The sequence below is a fragment of the Campylobacter sp. CNRCH_2015_0814 genome (assembly GCF_025772765.1).
GTDB lineage: Bacteria > Campylobacterota > Campylobacteria > Campylobacterales > Campylobacteraceae > Campylobacter_D.
In genome coordinates this window covers 162631-183171 of sequence record NZ_JAKMSR010000001.1, presented here as the reverse complement: position 1 = coordinate 183171, position 20541 = coordinate 162631, and the positions used below count along the sequence as shown (strand labels likewise).

The 20541-nt window shown below is 30.4% G+C and carries 15 protein-coding genes; 4 read left to right on the top strand and 11 right to left on the bottom strand.

Annotated features, from left to right (window positions below; translation table 11 throughout):
- The first annotated feature begins 8 nt into the window (after positions 1-8).
- Positions 9-1373, top strand: coding sequence for a sodium-dependent transporter (locus tag L8X24_RS00935; RefSeq protein WP_214126899.1), 1365 nt, complete (start codon positions 9-11; stop codon positions 1371-1373).
- On the opposite strand, the gene L8X24_RS00930 is transcribed toward L8X24_RS00935, so the two are convergent.
- The 5 genes from L8X24_RS00930 to L8X24_RS00910 form a co-directional block, all read right to left on the bottom strand.
- Positions 1344-2228, bottom strand: a complete 885-nt coding sequence (locus L8X24_RS00930) for a 1-aminocyclopropane-1-carboxylate deaminase/D-cysteine desulfhydrase (protein ID WP_263663217.1) — start codon at positions 2226-2228, stop codon at positions 1344-1346. The two genes, L8X24_RS00935 and L8X24_RS00930, sit on opposite strands and share 30 nt — an antisense overlap.
- On the bottom strand, positions 2215-3165 hold the full coding sequence (locus L8X24_RS00925; protein ID WP_263663216.1) for an OmpA family protein: 951 nt from the start codon (positions 3163-3165) through the stop codon (positions 2215-2217). The genes L8X24_RS00930 and L8X24_RS00925 overlap by 14 nt, the downstream gene beginning before the upstream one ends.
- A complete protein-coding gene (locus L8X24_RS00920) occupies positions 3166-4482 on the bottom strand; it encodes a MotA/TolQ/ExbB proton channel family protein (protein WP_263663215.1) in 1317 nt (438 codons plus the stop codon).
- Positions 4483-4557: 75 nt separating this feature from the next.
- Positions 4558-5622, bottom strand: coding sequence for a class II fructose-bisphosphate aldolase (gene fbaA, locus L8X24_RS00915; protein WP_263663214.1), 1065 nt, complete (start codon positions 5620-5622; stop codon positions 4558-4560).
- A complete protein-coding gene (locus tag L8X24_RS00910) occupies positions 5622-6437 on the bottom strand; it encodes a peptidylprolyl isomerase (protein ID WP_263663212.1) in 816 nt (271 codons plus the stop codon). Before L8X24_RS00910 ends, fbaA begins: the two co-directional genes overlap by 1 nt.
- A 79-nt stretch (positions 6438-6516) precedes the next feature.
- On the opposite strand from L8X24_RS00910, the gene nth reads away from it, so the two are divergent.
- Positions 6517-7143, top strand: a complete 627-nt coding sequence (gene nth / locus L8X24_RS00905) for an endonuclease III (protein ID WP_263663210.1) — start codon at positions 6517-6519, stop codon at positions 7141-7143.
- Between the two features lie 23 nt (positions 7144-7166).
- On the opposite strand, the gene gltS is transcribed toward nth, so the two are convergent.
- The 4 genes from gltS to L8X24_RS00885 all read right to left on the bottom strand — a co-directional run bounded on the left by gltS (position 7167) and on the right by L8X24_RS00885 (position 12894).
- Positions 7167-8375, bottom strand: coding sequence for a sodium/glutamate symporter (gene gltS, locus L8X24_RS00900; protein ID WP_263663209.1), 1209 nt, complete (start codon positions 8373-8375; stop codon positions 7167-7169).
- Positions 8376-8490: 115 nt separating this feature from the next.
- Positions 8491-9831, bottom strand: coding sequence for a TolC family protein (locus tag L8X24_RS00895; protein WP_263663208.1), 1341 nt, complete (start codon positions 9829-9831; stop codon positions 8491-8493).
- A 1-nt stretch (position 9832) separates the two neighbouring features.
- Entirely contained in the window at positions 9833-11764 is a 1932-nt protein-coding gene (locus L8X24_RS00890) for an ABC transporter permease (RefSeq protein ID WP_263663207.1), read from the bottom strand.
- Positions 11761-12894 (bottom strand): efflux RND transporter periplasmic adaptor subunit, encoded by a 1134-nt coding sequence (locus L8X24_RS00885; protein WP_263663206.1) that lies wholly within the window; start codon positions 12892-12894, stop codon positions 11761-11763. The genes L8X24_RS00890 and L8X24_RS00885 overlap by 4 nt, the downstream gene beginning before the upstream one ends.
- Positions 12895-13021: 127 nt before the next feature.
- On the opposite strand from L8X24_RS00885, the gene L8X24_RS00880 reads away from it, so the two are divergent.
- Entirely contained in the window at positions 13022-13630 is a 609-nt protein-coding gene (locus tag L8X24_RS00880; RefSeq protein ID WP_263663205.1) for an NAD(P)H-dependent oxidoreductase, read from the top strand.
- Between the two features lie 69 nt (positions 13631-13699).
- The gene (locus tag L8X24_RS00875; RefSeq protein WP_263663204.1) at positions 13700-17212 is read left to right on the top strand and encodes an acyl-[ACP]--phospholipid O-acyltransferase; all 3513 of its coding nucleotides are present in this window, start codon (positions 13700-13702) and stop codon (positions 17210-17212) included.
- Positions 17213-17241: 29 nt separating this feature from the next.
- On the opposite strand, the gene L8X24_RS00870 is transcribed toward L8X24_RS00875, so the two are convergent.
- Both L8X24_RS00870 and L8X24_RS00865 read right to left on the bottom strand, forming a co-directional pair.
- On the bottom strand, positions 17242-19251 hold the full coding sequence (locus L8X24_RS00870) for a CocE/NonD family hydrolase (protein ID WP_263663203.1): 2010 nt from the start codon (positions 19249-19251) through the stop codon (positions 17242-17244).
- Positions 19248-20498, bottom strand: a complete 1251-nt coding sequence (locus L8X24_RS00865; protein ID WP_263663202.1) for an MFS transporter — start codon at positions 20496-20498, stop codon at positions 19248-19250. The genes L8X24_RS00870 and L8X24_RS00865 overlap by 4 nt, the downstream gene beginning before the upstream one ends.
- Positions 20499-20541: the final 43 nt, after the last annotated feature.

The following is a 20541-nucleotide window of genomic DNA, read 5'->3' as shown; positions in this document are numbered from 1 at the left end:
GAAAAAGTATGCAAAGACAAACTTGGAGCAATACGCTAACTTATATCCTTACAGTAGCAGGAGCGACTATTGGTTTTGGAGCCACTTGGCGTTTTCCATACTTAGTAGGTGAAAATGGAGGCGGTGCTTATGTTTTAGCCTTTTGTATAGCTATGATTTTTATAGGAATTCCTGTGATTTTGGTTGAAAATGTTATAGGAAGACGCAGAATGCTAAATTCAGTCGATGCTTTTGGCGGAAAAACAAGTGATGGGGTTAAAATATCCAATTCTTGGCAAGGTGTTGGCTACATGGGTCTTTTAGGTAGTTTTGGAATCATGGCTTATTATATGGTAATAGGTGGATGGGTTTTGGCTTATATTTTTAAAATCATCATAGGCGATTTTAATCTTTCAAGTCCCATTAATGCTCAATATACAAGCGAATTTTATAGCTCAACTATAGAAAATAATCCTTTATTAATAGGAATTTTTACTACTATATTTGTGATAATTAACTGGATTATCTTAAAAAAAGGTGTGATTGATGGCATAGAAAAGTCAGTAAAATACCTTATGCCGTTTTTATTTATCTGCCTTTTGGTTGTTGTTGCGCGTAATTTAACTCTTGAAGGAGCAAGCGAGGGTGTGAAATTTTACCTTACTCCTGATCTTTCCAAAATCACTCCTAAATTGTTTATAGATGTTTTAGGACAAGTATTTTTTGCCCTATCTTTAGGCTTTGGTGTAATGATAACCTTATCATCTCACCTTAAGAAAAATGAGAATTTAATCAAAACTTCTGTTTATACAGGAATTTTAAATACCCTCATAGCAGTGCTTGCTGGTTTTATGATTTTTCCAGCTTTATTTAGCGTAGGTTTAACCCCTGATAGTGGGCCATCTTTGGTTTTTAAAACCTTACCTGTTGCGTTTTCACATATACCTTTTGGAAGTATAATTTGCGTGTTTTTCTTTTTACTTTTAATCATCGCTGCACTTACCACAAGCTTGCCAATTTATCAAGTAATCATCAGTGTTTTGGAAGAAAAATTTAAACTAGCTAAAAATACTGCTATTAATCTAACACTTGGAAGTATTTTTGTCTTGGGAAATTTACCATGCATACTTACTTATGGTCCTTTAAGAGATATTACCATCATCAAAGGAAAAAATATTTTTGATAGCTTTGATTTTATTAGTGGAAATATATTCTTTGTTTTAACCGCATTTTTTTGTTGTATTTATGTAGGTTGGGTGCTTAAAAAAGATGCTATTTATGAACTTTCTAATCAAAATACTCTAAAAGGAAGTATTTTTAAACTATGGTATTACTATGTTAAGTTTATCATACCTTTGATTATCTTAGTGATTTTTTATTTTGGAATTTTTTAATTTATACTCATAACGCTTTAGCATGCTTATATTTCCTTCAAGGCCTCCTTGATGGATATATAAGATTTTTCCACCAAATTGCTCTTTATGAGCTAATAAAGTTTTAAAACCCACCATATCATAAAGCAAATCAAACTCCACTCTACATTCTTTTTTTAGATCTTGATAAAGATCATAAAATTCCAAATAAGGCTTAGCAAAATGATATTTTTTAGGTGGATTTAGTATGGTTAAATTATTAAAATCATAATTTGACTCTAAGCTTAAAATTTGCTCTTTTAAATACGCACTATCGCCTACGCAAGCACATGTAAAAACTTTAAATTTACTATGTTTAGCCAAAAAAGCCGCAGAAGTTCCTGTACCTGAAGGTAGAAAAATACTTACATTTTCATTCAACTGTTCACTAAGCTCTAAAGCCAGTTGTTGGTATCCAAATTCAGCTTCTTTTATAGCCACACCCTCTTCTATAAAAATATCATCATCTTTTTTTAAGGCTAAAGCTTGTAATCTTCTTGTAGGATAGTTTGTATTTTCTATCAACTCCACATTGTGTTTTAATGCAAATTCTAAATTTCCATGGGGACTTTCTTTTAAAAAAGAACTCATTTTTTCACAAACAAAAATAAGTGAAAAATCATTTTCGTAACAAAACTTAGCTAAAGCAACTAAAGCATTACTTTGAGAAGAACCAAAAGAAATAAATCTTTGTCCTTTTTTAAATAAATGTTTGTTTTTTTCAAAAAAGGCTAGTTTTCTAGCCTTATTCCCATTGATGTAACCTAGTAAATCATCTCTTTTGAGTAAAAATTCAAAATTTTTGTATTTTAAAATATCAATTCTACTTGCTATCAAGGTATTTTTCAACCTTTTCTAAAGCATTATTTGTATTGATATTAAACTTAATCTCTATTCTACGGCTTGCTTCTTTATCTTCTTTACCATCTTTCATAACTACATCAGAATAAGACCTACCGCTTGCCATTAAAAGTTTTTGCAATCTTGGATCTTTATAAAATGAGTGTATAAAACTCATCACAGCATAAGCTCTTTTTTGTGATAAATCAAGATTATATATATAAGAGCCTGCGCTATCTGTATGACCTTCTATGACTATATTTTCTATGCTATTTAAGATATTTTCATCTTTTAAAATATTGTCAAAATACTGCGTTAAAATCGCTTTCAAATTTTCTTTTGCATGTGCTTTTAGCGTAAAAGAATTTGTATCAAAAAGCACTTCAGAAGGTAAAACTATCGCCCCTGTATTAGAATCTAAAGTAATATTAGTATCAAATTTTGCTTGAAGATTTTTAATGGTATTTTCTTTGATTAAACCTAATTCTTTGATTTTACTTTTTGCCTCATCAAAATTACGCTCTAATTCTTTGATTTCTTCATCTTTTTTGTTTAATCTCTCAAGCAAAGCAAAAATTTGTTGATCTTTTTCATCCAAACTTAAATTTAAATCTTGATTGAGTTTGGTAATATTAGCCTCTAAAGCCTGTTTTTGCTTATTAACATCATCAAGCGTGCTTGAAGTATTATTTAATTTTTGGCTAAGATTTTTTAAAATATCTTCTTTTTGGTTTAATTCTTCTTTGTTCTCTCTTAAGCGCTCTTCTTGTTTTTGTAGATTTTCTTTTATGATTTGTAAATCACTTTGAGTTAAAACATACTTAACAACTATAGCTCCAATAAGCAAAATAAATATAAAAAGCAAGCCCGCCATTAAATCTGCATAAGCTATCCAAAAATTATTTTCTTCATTGTTAGAATTATTTTTTATCATCTATTTTTCATCTTCTTTTTGATTTTCAAGCTTTGCAATAACTTGTGTGGTTTGCTCATCTAATTCTTTGCTTTCTTCTTTAAATTCTTGCATTAGTGAAATTTTTTCATCGATATTTTTTTCATCTTCATAGGCTTCTTTAAAAGTATGCATACCCTCTATAATACTTGCCTTAAAGCCCTCAAAAAGTTTAGTTTGATTATCAAGCATAAGATTTTGATATTTTTCAATATTATTTGAAAAATTATTCACCTTTTCATCTAAAGCACTCACGCTTTTATCTAAATGCACAATCTTATCAGAACTCACATCCAAAAGTCTGTTGTATTGCTCTGAAATTCTTAAAGTTAAATCTTTTATGTTCGAATTTAGCATATTTACCGCATTTGCAATCTCGCTGTAAGTTTTAACTATATCTTTTTGCTCTCTTTGGGTTTTAGACAAATCACTCATAGTTTGTTTTACATGCTCACTGCTTAATCTTACAGCTTTTTCCTCAGCATTTACAAGCTCTTGAAAAACTTTGAATTTTCTATCTATTGTATTATCTAATTCTTTAAAAAATTCCTCATTGCTCACATGCTCAAAAATCGTGCCTATTTTTTCAAAATGTTGCAAACTTTCTTGAAGATATTTTCTATCAATTTCTTCTTTAGACCAGAAAAAATCGCTTGTTGCATTTTTTTGACGATTAAGAAGTTTTTGAAATTTACTGCTGCCGTATTTTTCAAAAAATATCCACCAAAGTGCTAAGAAAATTCCATAAATTGATACATAAAAGGCTGTTCCTACTCCATTTAATAAAACTGAAATTTCTTGTTCTAAACCTGCTGTGTCACTTGAATTAAAATTTGGCATAGACATTGCTATACTTATAAAAGTCCCCAAAATACCGAGCATAGGAAAAATAGCTGCACCTACAGAAGCAAAATTTTCATTTCTCAAATCTTTCACATAAGCATAAGCAAAATCATCAAAACTAGCGTTTGACTTTGTTTCTTTACCTATAACTAAAAAATGCTTCATAATATAGCGTTTTAATATAAGCTTAAATTCATCTTTTTGTTGCTCAAAAATACTTGAAGCATAATCAGCACTATGTCTAGCAAAGATCAAAGCTACCAAAAAGATAATCCCTATCATTACAACACTATGTAATTCTACTTTAAAATCAATCTTTCCAAAATATCCTAAAAGTACTAAAATATACAATATAGCAGGGATAAATATAATCTTTAAATAAGCAACAATTCCAGTACTGCCTTTTCCCTCAGGCAATACAAGATCAGAAAAATCATCAGTTGTTTTAACTTCCATTTTATAAACCTTTGTTAATTTTGCTCTAAAAATTTGAAATCTTCACAGGAAAATCAACTAAGAGTTATAAAACTCTTAGTTTCTATCGATACAATTTAAATCACTAAAAGCACACTCTAAGCGTTTGATCATACTTTCTTCGCCCGCTCTAAGCCATACTCTTGGATCATAGTATTTTTTATTTGGCTTATCATCTCCATCTGGATTGCCAATTTGTCCTTGCAAATAAGCTTTATTTTTAAGTTCATACTCTCTAACACCATCCCAAAAAGCCCATTGAGTATCTGTATCAATATTCATCTTAATCACACCATAGCTAAGTGCTGCTTTGATATCTTCTATATCACTACCACTGCCACCATGGAAAACAAAATTGATTGGTTTTTCTTCACCAAGATTGAATTTTTCTTTTACATAATTTTGAGAGTTTTTAAGAATTTCAGGTCTTAAAATCACATTTCCTGGTTTATATACTCCATGTACATTACCAAAGCTAGCTGCGATTGAAAATCTATCACTAATTTTAGAAAGTCTCTCATAAGCTAGTGCTACATCCTCAGGCTGGGTGTATAATTTTGCATTATCGATATTAGTATTATCCACCCCATCTTCTTCACCGCCCGTACATCCTAGCTCAAGCTCTAAAGAAATTCCAAGTTCAGACATTTGTTTTAGATAATTTTCACAAGTGCTTAGATTACTTTCTAAATCCTCTTCACTTAAATCAATCATATGAGAGCTAAACAAAGGCTTGCCTGTTTCTTTTTTAAACTCAATATTTGCTTCAATCAAAGCATCGATCCAAGGAAGTAATTTTCTAGCAGCATGATCTGTGTGTAAAATCACCGGAATTCCATAAGCTTTTGCCATTAAATGTACATGTCTTGCACCACTTATAGCACCAAGTACATCAGCTTTTGGGCAAGCTTTCCCTGCTACAAATTTAGCTCCTCCATTTGAAAACTGAATAATCACAGGTGAATTAACTTTTTTAGCACTTTCTAAAACCGCATTGATAGAATTTGTCCCCACGACATTTACCGCAGGGATAGCAAATCCTTCTTTTTTTGCATGATTATATACGATATTTAGATCATCACCACTTAAAACACCTGGTTTAACAAGATCTAATACACCCATTATTTGTATTCCACTTTTGCTTTTTGAAGAAGTTCTTGAGCTTTTTTATTCATAAGTTCTTTAAATTCTTCCATTTTGATATTGCTTTCAATACCTGCTTTTACTTCATTATAGCTCATAGTACTTTTTGCTCTAGCATCTTCTTTTAAGATAACATGATATCCAAAATCACTCTTTACAGGTGTTTTAGAAATAGTACCTTTTTTCATAGAAAAAGCTGCATCAGCAAATGGTTTTACCATAGTTGATTCAGCAAACCAACCAAGATCACCACCTTGAGCTGAAGAACCTTTGTCGATTGATTTTTCTTTTGCAAGTTGAGCAAATTTATCATTTAAAGCTTTTCCACTTAGCTTACTAAGCTCGGCAATAATATCCTTAGCTTCTTTTTCGCTAGTTACCAAAATATGCTTAGCTTTCACTTGAGCTGGTTTAGTGAATTTATCTTTATTTGCCTCATAGAATTTTTTAGCTTTAGCATCATTATTTTTAATTGAATCAAAAATTTTCTTTTGGTAGATATTTACCAAAATAGCTTCTTTAGCACGCTCTAATTCTTCTTTATATGAAGGATCATTTTCTATTTTTTGAGCTTTAGCATCTTTTAATACAAGTTGTTGAACGATATATTGATCAATAATTGCTTTTTTTTGTTCAGCTGGCAAATCAGTGATTTTAGCACCTCTTAACATAGGAGCAAAAAATTCATTCACTTCTGTATCGCTGATATTGTTTCCATCAAGGGTTGCAACCACCGCAGCATTTAAACTTAAACCTGTTAGCAAAGCCGCAGCAACTAAAGAAATTTTTTTCATTGTTTTTCCTTTTGAAATAGTTTTGTTGATTTTATTATATCTAAACTTTATTTAAAGCCGATTAACATACAATAAGTTTATGAAAAGAAATTTAGAAATTAAAAAATTATTTTTAGAGCATTTTGGAGAGGCAAAAACAGAATTAGTTTTTAGTAATGCTTATGAACTTATAGTTTGTGTTATGCTTTCAGCTCAATGTACTGATAAAAGGGTTAATCTCATCACACCGGCTTTATTTGAAGCTTATCCTAGCGTACAAGATTTAGCTAAGGCAAACTTATCATCTTTGAAGCTTTTGATTAATTCTTGCTCATTTTATAATAATAAAGCACAAAATTTAATCAAAATGGCTCAAGCAGTTTGCGAGCAATTTAATGGTGAAATTCCTATGAATGAGCAAGATTTAAAAACTCTAACAGGAGTAGGACAAAAAACTGCACATGTAGTAATGATAGAATGGTGCGGGGCTAATTGTATGGCTGTAGATACTCATGTATTTAGAGTTTCACACAGACTTAATCTTAGCAAAGCCAAAACTCCTGAAGAAACAGAAAAAGACTTAACTAAAATTTTTAAAGATAATCTAAACTATCTTCATCAAGCTATGGTGCTTTTTGGACGCTATACATGCAAGGCTAAAAATCCTTTATGTAAAGAGTGTTTTTTAAATCATTTATGTAAGAGCAAAGATAAAAAGTTAATCTAGCACTAAATTAGTGCTAGATGATTTTAATGAAAGAATGGTAGATATAAGAAAGCATTAATCACTAAAGCATTTACTATATCTATGAAAAATGCACCTACTAAAGGCACAATAATAAATGCCATATGGCTCATACCATAATGATTTGTTACAGTTTGCATATTTACCATAGCTGTTGGAGTAGCACCTAAACCAAAACCACAATGTCCTGCTGCTAAAACTGCTGCATCATAGTCTTTTCCACATATTCTAAAGGTTACAAATATAGCAAAAGCAGCCATCATAGCAACTTGTACTACTAAAATTACTAGCATCGGTAGTGCAAGGGTTACTAGATCCCAAAGATTAATAGTCATTAACGCTAAAGCTAAGAATAATGACAAGCTTACATTACCTAAAACTGATACTTCTCTATCAAATACATGGTGAATTTTTGTAGCTGATAAAACATTTCTTAGAACAACACCCACAAAAAGACAATACACAAAAGTTGGTAAAGTAAAACCTGTATTTGCTTTGATATAAGTAGATAAAGCATTACCTATTAATAAACATAAAGCAATCAATGCTAAAGACTCTATAAAAGAAGATGGAGTGATCAATCTTTCTTTTTCTGGAGATTGGAAATTTAAAATCGCATCTTTATCATCATTTTGTTTTGGAACTACTAATTTGTGTTTATTAACCAAATATCTCGCAACAGGCCCACCTATGATACCACCTGAAATAAGTCCAAAAGTCGCACAAGCAATCGCAACGGTAGTTGCACTAGAATACAAATAAGGTTCTTTAATAAATTCAGCCGCCCAAGCTGCACCTGTACCATGACCACCACTCATTGTAACAGAACCTGCTATAAGCCCCATAAGTGGATTTTGTCCCATGGCAGTTGCTACACCTATACCAACTATATTTTGCGCAAAGAGTAAAGCTACAACTACAACTAAAAAAACTGCTAATTTTCTACCACCTTTTTTTAATGAAGCAAAATCAGCTAACAAACCAATACTTGAAAAGAATGCAAGCATTAACGGATCTTTCATAGATTCATCAAATTTAATGTCTAGCGAAAAAGAACTATGTAAGATTAAAAGAATAATCGCAGCTATTCCACCACCAACAACTGGCTCAGGGATATTATAATCACGAAGAAATTTTACCCTTTTAATGACAAAAACGCCCAAAAGCAATACTATAACCATAGTAACTAGCGTTGCATAAAAATCAAATTTCATACTTCTCCTTTGTTTGATTTACTTATCAATTGTAATCTAAATGACTTTAAAAACAACGCAAATAAACACTACTCTTTACTAAGATATTACAAAATGAAACATTTTTAAGTCTATTTTACTCTGAAATCAATACTATATTATGATATAAATTAATATTTTTAAGCAAAGATAGTTTCGCTCTACTAAGTTCTTGAAGTGAATTAATAAGCAAAGCATCCGCATCAAGATAATCTTTTAGCTCATTACGCCCTAATTCATATTTTTCAAAATATAATTGTGTAATTTTTGCTTGGTTAGTATTAATATCTTTTACTAAATTTAACAAATCATTATAGTATTTATCGTTTTCATAACAAAGTTTAAACTCATGAATGGCTCTTTGCAATGCATCTTTATACTCATATAAGCGTGCTTGGTATGCAAATTCAGAAATTTTTACATTTTGTCTTACTCTATAAAAGTCCAAAAATGGTAAGTCAATAACAACATTTCCACCTAAGATTAAAAATTTAAAACTCTCATCAAAATTTTTATCACTCCCATCTAAATTTCCTAATATTTTTATACTAGGCAAAATGCTTTTTTGCACACTTGTATAATCTTTATAAGAAGCCATAAGTTGATTTAGTTTTGCTTGAACTTGTGGTCTATAAGCAAGCATTTTTAACTCTATATCAAAATTAATTTTTTGCAATGAAAAATCTTCAAGGGTATAATTTAGCATTTTATTAATCAAACGCTCATCATCTTTACCTAGTAAATCTTTTATATTTTTAAGTGTTAAGTCTTTATTTTGCAAATTTGTAATGATATTTTGTTTAGTATTTAATAAAGACTTTTTGATATTTAAAAGATCAATATACTCAACCTTGCCATAATCAAATTTAGTAGTATAAATTTCTAGCATTTGCTCAAGATTTTTTAAATGATTGTTTAGCAAGCGATCTACATCATTAAAATAAATCAATTCAAAAATACTATTAATTGCTAAATTAATCGTATCAAGCTCCAAAGAGCGCAACTCATACTCACTTGCTTTTGCTAAAAATTCAGAACTAGCAACTTGATCTGAGATTTTGCCATACATATCAAGCTCATAATTTAACATAATGCCATTTGAGAAACTATGCATTTCTGCGCCATTGTTTAAATTTTTTCTTATATTTGCACCTAAATTTCCACTCAAAGTAGGATAAAGATCTAAATTTAAAAGCTTATATCTAGCTAAAGTGCTTAAAAAATTAACTCTTGCTACATTTAGATCTTTGTTATTGTCAATAATAGCTTTTAAGATATTATTTAAATCTTGATTATTATATTTTTCCCACCAAGCCTTGCTTGCATTAAAATCTTCAAAATATTCTTTTTTTATTTGATCTTGGGATACTTGTTCTAATTTTACTCCTACGCAAGCATTTAAAAAAAAAGCTATAAAAAATAATAAAAATATTCTCATCTCATTCCTTTGATAAAGCACTAATAGGATTTAAATTTGCTGCATTCTTTGCTGGAAAAAATCCAAAAACCACTCCGATTAAAACCGAACTTAAAAGCCCTAAAAATACTGAATTTAATGAAAGTATCATCGTAAAACCAAAATTTAAAGAATTAAATACTTCAATGATAACAAAAGAAAGCATTACTCCAAAAATAGCTCCTAAAGAACAAATCAACACAGCTTCAATTAAAAACTGCATCAAAATATCTTCTTTTCTAGCTCCAATAGCCATTCTAACTCCAATTTCCCTTGTACGCTCACTTACTGAAACAAGCATGATATTCATCACACCAATACCACCTACTATTAAAGACACTACCGCAATAGAAGAAATAAGTAAAGTCAAAGTAGCAGTATTTTCCTCAATAGCATTTTTAATTGCATCAGAATTTATAGTGAAAAAATCTTTTTTTCCGCGTTTAATCTCTAAAATTTTTACCATAGCCTCTTCAGCTAAAGCAGGATTTACCTCATCTTTTACCTTAGTTACTATAGCTCTTATTTGTTTATCCCCTGTGATTTTATTCATCAAAGTAGAATAAGGAGTGTAAATTTTAATGGTATTTTCATCAGCTCTAAAGCCTTTATTATCTCTTTCTTTTTTTAAAACACCAACTATAGTTAAAGGCTGTTTGTTAAAAATCACACTTTTACCTAAAACATCTTTAGCGCTGATATTATCAAATAAAATTCTCAAAGCATTTTCATCTATAATACAAATATTAGTATTATCTTTTATATCTTCATTATTAATAAACCTACCATCTACCATCACAAAACCTCTAAGCCTTAGATGATTTGGCCCTACTCCATAAATTCTAGCTTGCAAAGAATTATTCTTATAAGTTACAACCCCTACTTTACCCACATCTGCTTCTACTGCTTCTAAATAAGGCAAAGAACTTAAGGTTTTTAAATCACTTAAATTTAGCCTTGTTTTACCTGATCGAATATCTCCCAAGCCTCGTCCTGAAACAACTTCTATGGTATTAGTCCCGATAGAACTAATAGAAGCAAGTATATTTTGTTGAGCTCCAAGCCCTAAAGCAACCACGCAAACTACTGAAGCTATGCCTATGATAATACCAAGCATAGTAAGCAAAGAACGTAGCTTGTGTGCTACAATGGAAGCTATGGACATTTTCAAACTTTCAAAAAGCTGATTTTTAAGCAAATTAAAGCTTTTTTTCTCTTTTGGCATTAACTTAGCTTTTATTTCGTCTGCTTTTTTTGCACCATTATCACTTATAATCTTACCATCTTTAATTTCTATAACTCTTTTTGCTCTAGCAGCTATTTCTCTATCATGAGTGACTAAAACTACGGTGTGTCCTTGCTCATTTAGTTTATTTAAAATTTCTAAAACTATCTTACCGCTTTTAGAATCAAGCGCACCCGTTGGCTCATCTGCTAAAATAAGCTCACCGCCATTCATCAAAGCTCTTGCTATGGAAACTCTTTGCTGTTGTCCCCCGCTTAACTCATTTGGCTTTGATAATTCTTTATGATCAAGCTCTAAAAAAGAAAGTAATTCTCTAGCCTTTTGTGATCTTTCATTTTTGTTTTTACCTGCATAAACAGCAGGTAAGGCTACATTATCTTTAGCATTTAAAAGACTAAGCAAATTATATCTTTGGAAAATAAAACCTATTTTTTCACGTCTAATCCTTGCTTTTTCATCCTTGCTTAAATTTGTAACTTCATATGCATCTAAAAAGTATTTTCCACTACTTGGCTCATCAAGTGTGCCTATAATATTTAAAAGAGAGGTTTTTCCACTGCCTGATTGCCCTATAATAGCTACAAATTCCCCTTTTTGAATATAAAGATTAATATTTTCTAAAATAGTTGTATTATTAATCTTTTTTTGTATATTTTCTAAGCGTATCATTTTTTATTTTTACCTATGATAACTAAATCACCCTCATTAATACCATCTAAAATTTGAGTATTTAAACTATCTTTGATACCTAATTTAACAGGTGTTTTTACACTTATATTATTTGCTTTTAAAATTTCTACATAATAACCACTTGTATCGCTTTTTATAGCTAAAGTTGGTATAACTAAAGTATTATTTTCTGTTTTAATAGCAATTTCATTTTCTGTACTCATACCTATGCGTAAAAAATTATTATCATTTTTTACAAAAACCCTTGCATAATAATACACAGCACTAGCGCTAGTACTTGAGTTTGAGTTTAAATTTGTATTACTTGTTGCATCGCTTATAGTAGTATTTGCTGGATCTATACTTGAAATAATTGCTTCGTATTTTTTATCAGGCTCATTTAAAATGCTAAATTTAACCTTTTTTCCCACACTAATTTTATTAATATCAGCTTCAGCTATTTGCATACGAATTTCCATTTCACTTAAATCAGCCAAACGCACTATACTTGGTGTATTTTGGTTTGCATTTACAGTTTGTCCTTCTTCAACTGCTACATTGATAATCTCACCCTTACTAGGTGCGGTTATAGTAGTATAAGCTAAATCTTTTTGAGCATTTTTTAAAGAAATTTCAAGTTGAGTAGTTTGAGCTTTTAAATCAGTCACATTTGCCCTTAGGGCATAAAAAGTATTTTTAAGATTTTCAAGATTTTCTAAAGAGGTAGCCTTTTTAGTATAAAGCTTTTGTTCTCTTTGGTATTGTTTAGTAGCTATATCAAGAGCGATTTTTTTACTTTCTAAATTTGCCTTTGCACTTTCAAGCTGAGCTTTGGTAATATCTAAATCATTTTGTTGCTTATCTTTATCAATTTGTGCGATTAAATCACCCTCATTAACATGATCACCTAATTTTACATAAAGTTTAGTAATTTGCCCACTAACTTGCGCACCAACATCAACTTGGGTTTTCGCATAAACTTCGCCTATTGCTTCTATGCTTTGAGTGATGTCTTGTTTTTTAACTTCATAAGTTAGATAATTATATTCTTCCTTATTTGCAAAAAAGAAAAAATACACCCCTATAATGAGTATAATCAAAAATATGCTTAAATAAATTATTTTTTTCATTTTAATCCTTTAAAAATCATATAATAAAACATTTGTATGAAGTAAAAATAAAATTGTAACAATAAAATATAATTTTAACAATTTTAAAGCTTATAAGATATAAGATAAATCAAAAAAAGGAAAAATAATGCAAGATTATTTAAATTTAATGCAAAATCGCTCTTCTATTAGAGCTTACACCCAAGAAAAAATTTCTAAAGAGAATTTAGAATATATCTTAGAATGTGCTAGATTATCTCCTAGCTCCTTAGGACTTGAACCTTGGAAATTCTTAGTTTTTCAAAAAGATGAACATAAAAAAGAAATTGCTAAAATAGCTAATAACCAAAGCCATGTAGCAAATTGTGCTGCTATTATAGTTGTAATTTCAAGGGCTGATTTTAAAGATTATTTTGAAGAAAAACTAAAAAAGAGAGGTTTAAGCCAAGAAGAATTAAACAAACGCTTGCAAACTTATAAGCCATTTTTAGACGCAATGGATTTAGAACAAAGTTTTATTTATGCTAAAGAACAAAGCTATCTTGCTATTGCAAATATTATCAATGCTGCTTATAGTTTAAATTTGGGCTCATGTATCATCGGTGGCTTTGATAAAGATAAAATCAATCAATATTTAAATTTAGACACTACCAAGCAAAGAGTATCCATGCTCATTACTCTAGGACATACCCAAGAAAATATTAGCACAGAAAAAGTTCGTTTTGCATTTAATGAAGTGGTAGAATTTAAAGATTAATCAAATATCAAAACTCCATTTAAATTTTATATAATAGAATAATATTTTTAAAATAAAATGGAGTTTTTAATGCAAAGAAATTTCTTAAAGATTTTTGGCGTATCGCCATTTTTAGCAGTGGCTTTTATTAATGCTTTTGTGGATTTAGGACACAAAATCATTATACAAAACACTATCTATAAATTTTATGAAGATAGCACCCAACTTTTTCTAACTGCTATTGTCAATGCTTTAATGCTTTTGCCTTTTATTCTTATGCTTTCGCCTTCTGGATTTTTAGCAGATAAATTTCCTAAAAATAAAATCATGAAAATATCTGCATTATTTTCGGTAATATTAACTTGTATTATTTGTTTGTGTTATTATCTTGGAGCATTTTGGCTTGCTTTTGTAATGACTTTTATCATGGGAGTGCAATCTGCTTTATACTCTCCTGCAAAATATGGTTTTATAAAAGAATTAGTAGGAAAAGAGCTTTTAGCTATGGGAAATGGAGCTGTCAATGCAGTAAGTATTGTGGCTATTTTAGCGGGTATGGCGGTATTTTCTCTAAGCTTTGAAATGCTTTTTGAGCCAAATTTTAACACCCCTTCAGACATTTTAACACAAATTGCACCTTTGGGTTTTGTATTAATAGCTTTTGCTGTATTAGAACTTTTTTTAGCTTATAAACTTCCTAGCTTAAAAGAAGAAGATAAAAGTTTAAGTTTTGATAAAAAACAATATTTCCAAGGAAAGCTTTTAGCCTCTAATTTAAAAACAATATTTTCTCATAAAATCATTTGGCTTTGTATTGTAGGAATTTCACTTTTTTGGGCCATATCACAACTTTATTTAGTGAGTTTTCCTGTATATGCAAAAAACGATCTTTTCATAGAAAATACCTTTTATGTACAATGCTCTTTAGCTTTTTCTGGTATAGGAGTGATTATAGGATCGCTTATTAGTGGTAAGTTTTCTAAAAATTACATCGAATTAGGTCTTATACCACTAGGTGCTTCAGGGGTTTTTCTAATGAGCATTTTAATGCCATTTTTAGAAAACCTACTAAGCTATAGTGTGGTGTTTTTTATTTTTGGTTTAAGCGGAGCATTTTTTATCATACCTTTAAACTCTCTAATACAATTTCATGCAAAAGAAAATGAACTAGGAAAAGTCTTAGCAGGAAATAATTTTATACAAAATATTTTTATGTTAGGCTTTTTGGCACTAGCTACTTTTGCTGCATATGCTAAAATTGAAGTGATAAATTTGTTTTATTTTATCATCGCTGTGGCATTTTTTGGAAGCATTTATGTGTTAAGTAAATTGCCTTTTTCTTTAGTGCGTTTATTAATGAGTATAGCGTTTTTTCAACGCTATCGTTTATTAGTAGAAGGTTTTGAAAATATTCCTGAAAAAGGTGGAGCATTATTACTTGGTAATCATATATCTTTTATAGATTGGGCTATTGTGCAAATGGCTATACCAAGAAAAATTTATTTTGTTATGGAAAAAAGCATTTATTCTAAGTGGTATATTAGAATTTTTCTTGATAAATTTGGAGTTATTCCTGTTTCAAGTGCTTCTAGTAAATCAAGCTTAGAGCTTATTGCTATGCATATTAAAAACGGAAATTTAGTTTGCCTTTTCCCAGAAGGAGTGCTTTCACGCCATGGACAGCTTAATGAATTTAAAGGTGGGTTTGAGTTAGTTTGCTCAAAATTAGAAGAGCAAGATGGAGTGATTTTACCTTTTTATATTAGAGGACTTTGGGGAAGTGCTTTTTCAAGAAGTGATGAAGAATTTTCAGCAAGAAACCGCAAAATAAGCAAAAGAAAAATCGCTATTGCTTTTGGAAAAAGCTTGCCAATACACACTAAAAAAGAAGTGGTTAAAGCAAAGGTTTTTGAACTTTCATTTATTGCTTGGAAATCTCAATGTGAAAGTATGCATACTATAGCTAGAGCTTGGATAGATAGCGCTAAAAGAAATTTAAGTCAAATAGCTATTGTTGATCCTTTAATAGGTGGTATTACCTATAGAAAAATGCTTGCTTTAAGTTTGGTTTTCAGCTCTTTCATAAAAAATAGATCGCATGAGCTAAATATACAACCTACCCAAGGAAGCTATGCTCCAAAAGAAGAATGTGTGGGAATTTTACTCCCTGCTTCTATGGCTAGTTCTCTTTGCAATCTAGCTGTATTGCTTGCAAATAAAATCGTAGTAAATTTAAACTTCACAGCAGGTATAAAAGCAATTAATCAAGCCATTCAAAGTTCTCAAATTCAACAAATTTATACCTCTAGAAAATTTATGGAAAAATTAGAAAATAAAGGTATAAAACTAGAATTTGAAGAGCATGTTAGAATCATTTTTATGGAAGATATTATCGCAAGCTTTAAAAAACAAAAACTCAAAATCTTTTCTATGCTTGCTTTAGTAAGTATCTTACCTACTTGTTTAATAAAAGCATTATTTGCGCCTAATAAACAAAACCTTGCCATAGCTGCTATATTATTTAGTAGTGGTAGCGAGGGAACACCTAAAGGAGTAATGCTAAATAATCGTAATATTTTAAGCAATATAGCTCAAATTTCAGATGTATTATGTGCAAAAAATGAAGATGTTGTCTTATCTTCTTTACCGCCTTTTCATGCTTTTGGATTAACTGTAACTACTTTTATGCCTTTATTAGAAGGGATTAAAAGCATAACACATGCTGATCCAACAGATGCGCTAGGTGTAGCAAAAGCTATAGTAAAAAATAATGTTAGTATTATGTGTGCTACTTCAACTTTTCTAGGTATTTATGCAAGAAATAAAAAACTTGATGCGATTATGTTTGAAAGCTTAAGGATTATCGTTTCAGGTGCTGAAAAACTCAAAAGCGAAGTAAGAACTGCCTTTGAAATGAAATTTAAAAAACCTATTTTTGAAGGCTATGGAGCCACTGAAACCACTCCAGTTGCAAGTGTAAATTTACCGAATAAATTTGATCCTGACTATTGGATTTTACACCGTGCAAATAAAGAAGGTAGTGTAGGTATGCCTTTACCAGGAAGCGCTATACGCATAGTAGATCCATCTACTTATGAAAGTTTAAATCATGGAGAAGATGGATTAATACTCATTGGTGGCCATCAGGTTATGGTGGGTTATTTAAACAATAAAGAAAAAACCGATGAAGTTATCAAAGAAATCGATGGTATACGTTGGTACAATACCGGCGATAAAGGCCATGTAGATGAGGATGGCTTTTTATATATAGTAGATCGTTATTCTCGTTTTGCAAAAATTGGTGGCGAGATGATATCTTTAGGGGCTTTAGAAGAGGAAATTGCTAAATTTATCAATACAGATATAGTAAAATTTTGCGCAGTTGCGCTAGATGATGATAAAAAAGGTGAAATGGTATGCTTATTAGTAGAATGTCAAGAGCAAGACTTTGATGGAATTTGCGAAGCGATTAAAAACTCTACTATGCCTGCTATTTTTAAACCAAGTAGATATTTTAAAGTAGAACAAATTCCACTTTTAGGTTCTGGCAAAGTGGATTTAAAAGGTGCTAAAGATTTAGCTAAAATCTTGCAAGAAAATTAATTCCCAAAGTAATTTTACTTTGGGAAATTTTACAAACTATTTCTTTTAGTTTTATAATCATATTTTTTATCAAAAACAAGTTTATCGTTTTCTTTGACTGCTATTTTTCCCTTAATATAAAAATACTCCAAATCACTAGTTTGTGTTAAGATTATATCAGCCTCCATCATACAACCCTCACGTCCTATTTGCATTGTTTGAGTAATGGTATATTGCGCGCTTAATGGGTTTTCATTTTGAAGTTTTAATTCTCTTTTTAAATTATGCTTTACTAAAACATCAACCTCATCAAATCTATAAACACCTTCTCCAAAAACTCCGCCAACACCATCTGTAATACAAGTCCAAGTATCATTTAAAATATCATAAGAAATGCTTCTATCTACCCTACCTTCTTCTAAAAGTGTTATTGGAGTTAAAGGAGCACTTTGTGCTTGCATATTGATTTTATTACTATTTTGTCCATTAAAACATGGCAAATTAAATTCACACTCATTTAAATCCAAAGTCAAGGTTGAAATTTTTGGCATAGGCCAAAACATAGGCCAAAAAGAATTTGCTAATGATAATCTTATCTTAGAACCCTTGGTAAATCTATATCCACAAGCATCAAGTTTGATTTGCTTTTGGATAAATTCATCTTTTTTTAAAGGTATAAATTGCTCTTTATCATCACTTAATGCAAGATTGATCACTCCATAACTTACTCTTTTTACAAAACCATCAGCTCTAACTTCACTAAGCTGAGCAAAGAGCATAGCTTTTCCTTGATCACTTGCAATTTTTACATTTAAAACCGGAAAACCCAAAATATCTAAATCTTGTTCTAAAAAATCACTTTCAAAAACAACTGCCATCCCATCATCCAACCTTTGATCACTAGGACTTTCTCCTAAAACACCAGCCCCCATCCACTCTCCGGATAAAAGCCCATGATTTAATGGAGTGTTAATTTTGATAAATTCACTTGATTTTTTGCATGTTAGTTTATACGGATTTAAATAGTATTTTTTATAGCTAATATCATTTTTAAAATCATTTAAAGCAACAAAACGACCTTCTACTTTCTCTGTTTTTGAATTTGGCTTAGAGCTATTTTCAATATATGCTTGTATCATAGGAGCTTCAAGCACATCGTTTTCTTCATTTTTAAGCCATTTATCCCACCATTTAAGTGCTTCTTGTAAAAAACCCATTGCAGGCAAAGGAGATCCATTATGAGGATAAACATGAGCCCAAGGACCAACGATAGCTTTTTTTGGAACTTTCAAAGCATTCATTAGAGTAAAAACAGGATTAGTATAAGAATCAGCCCACCCATCTAATGCAAAAACAGGAACTTGTATATCATCATAATTTTCTCCAACAGATCCATGCTTCCAATAGTCATCTTTTAAAGTATGCTCAAGCCACAATGCGGGCCATAAAGGCATATTCTCAAGCCTATTGAGCCATTTATTTCTACCATTTGAATCAATTTTTGGATCAACAAAACGTGATTGATATGCAAGCATAATATTACCCCACCAAAAATTATCATTAAGTAAACATCCACCTTTATAATGAATATCTTCATTAAATCTATCATCGGTAAAACCTACCACTATAATAGCTTTTAAATTTTTGGGTCTTCTTGCTGCAACTTGTAAAGAATTAAATCCACCCCAAGATTTACCCATCATACCAATATTTCCATCACACCATTCTTGCTTTGCTATCCATTCAATGACTTCTAAGGCATCATCTTGCTCTTGCTTTAAATATTCATCTTCTAATAAACCATCAGATTCCCCACTTCCTCTAATATCAACTCTAACAACCGCATAACCATTACCACTAAAATATCCATGCATAGGCTCATCTCTGCCCCTTGTTCCATCATTTTTTCTATAAGGAATGTATTCTAATATAGCAGGAACTTTTTCTTTTACTTGAGGAAGCCAAATTCGTGATGAAAGCTTAGTGCCATCTTTTAAAACTATCCATTCATTTTCTATTACTCTAACCTTGTTTTTAAAGTTAAAAACAATTTCCTTCATTTCATCTCCTTTTTATTGTATTTTTTAATCCAAATCAAACAAAACATTACACCCAAAATAGCCATAGCTATCATAATAGTAAAATATATATGAAAACCTTTTACACCTGGATATCTATCCAATAAATCTCCAGCAAGCAAAGGTGCAAAAACCTCAGGTAAATATCCAAAAGTAGATACAATACCTATGGCCATACCTGCCAAATGAATAGGAATTTTTCCCTCACTAAGTAAAGAATAATAAATTCCAAAATTAGAATACATAGCTACATAAATTACCACACAAGCAGAAGTTAAAACGCTCATTTGCAAAAATCCATTTAATTTTGAACTAAGCATTAAAAAAATAACACCAATTCCCATTAAAATAAAGCCTATCATCATTATTTTAGCCTTTCCATATCCATCTGCTATAAACCCACCTACCACAGAAGAAACAGGACGAATGTATTGAGCTAATACTGTTAAAATAGCTGCAAAAACAGCAGAAGCTCCTATCACATTACTTGCATAAGGAGTAAAATAATAAAAGCTCATATTAAAAAAATAGGTACAAAAAGTAATAGCAACCACAAGCCAAAGAGCAGAATTTTTCAAAAGAAAAACTAAATCTTTGATTTTAATCTTCTCGCTTTGTTCATTAACCTCATCTTTTAAAAGAAAAAATAATAAAACAGCGCTTGCAATAGGAGCTATAGAATAAAAAATAATAACCATTTCTATACCTTGTGCGGCTAAAGCTTTTGTTTGAAAATATCCAAAAATACTTGTAGCTATAGCCAAATGTGCAGCACCAACAACACCTCTACCACCTTCAAAAATTCCATAAGCTTTTGCTTGCTCTTTAGAATTTGCCAAACTTCTTACTATTTTCATCAAAGAAGGCCAAAAAGTTAATAATGAAGTAATCCCCCAAATTCCATAAATAATCAAAAGTGCATTTAAAGAAGTAAAATATAAATGCAACAAACCACCAAGTCCTGTAGCAATTAAAGAAAAAATCAATAATTTTTTTGGCGCAAAACGATCTGCTAAATATCCTCCTAAGGCATAAGAAAACAAACCAAGTAAGCCATAAGCACTACCCAAAAGGCCCATTTCAAAATTATTTAAATGATAAAGACTCATATAATCATCATAATAATATTTTCTAAAATAAGGCAAACCATAAATAATAGATCCACAAAAAGATAATAACAATAATGTAAAAAAATTATTTTTTAAACTTTGTTCTTTATTTTCATACATTAAAAACCTCCTTTTTTATACTATATATGATTTTTTTATTTTT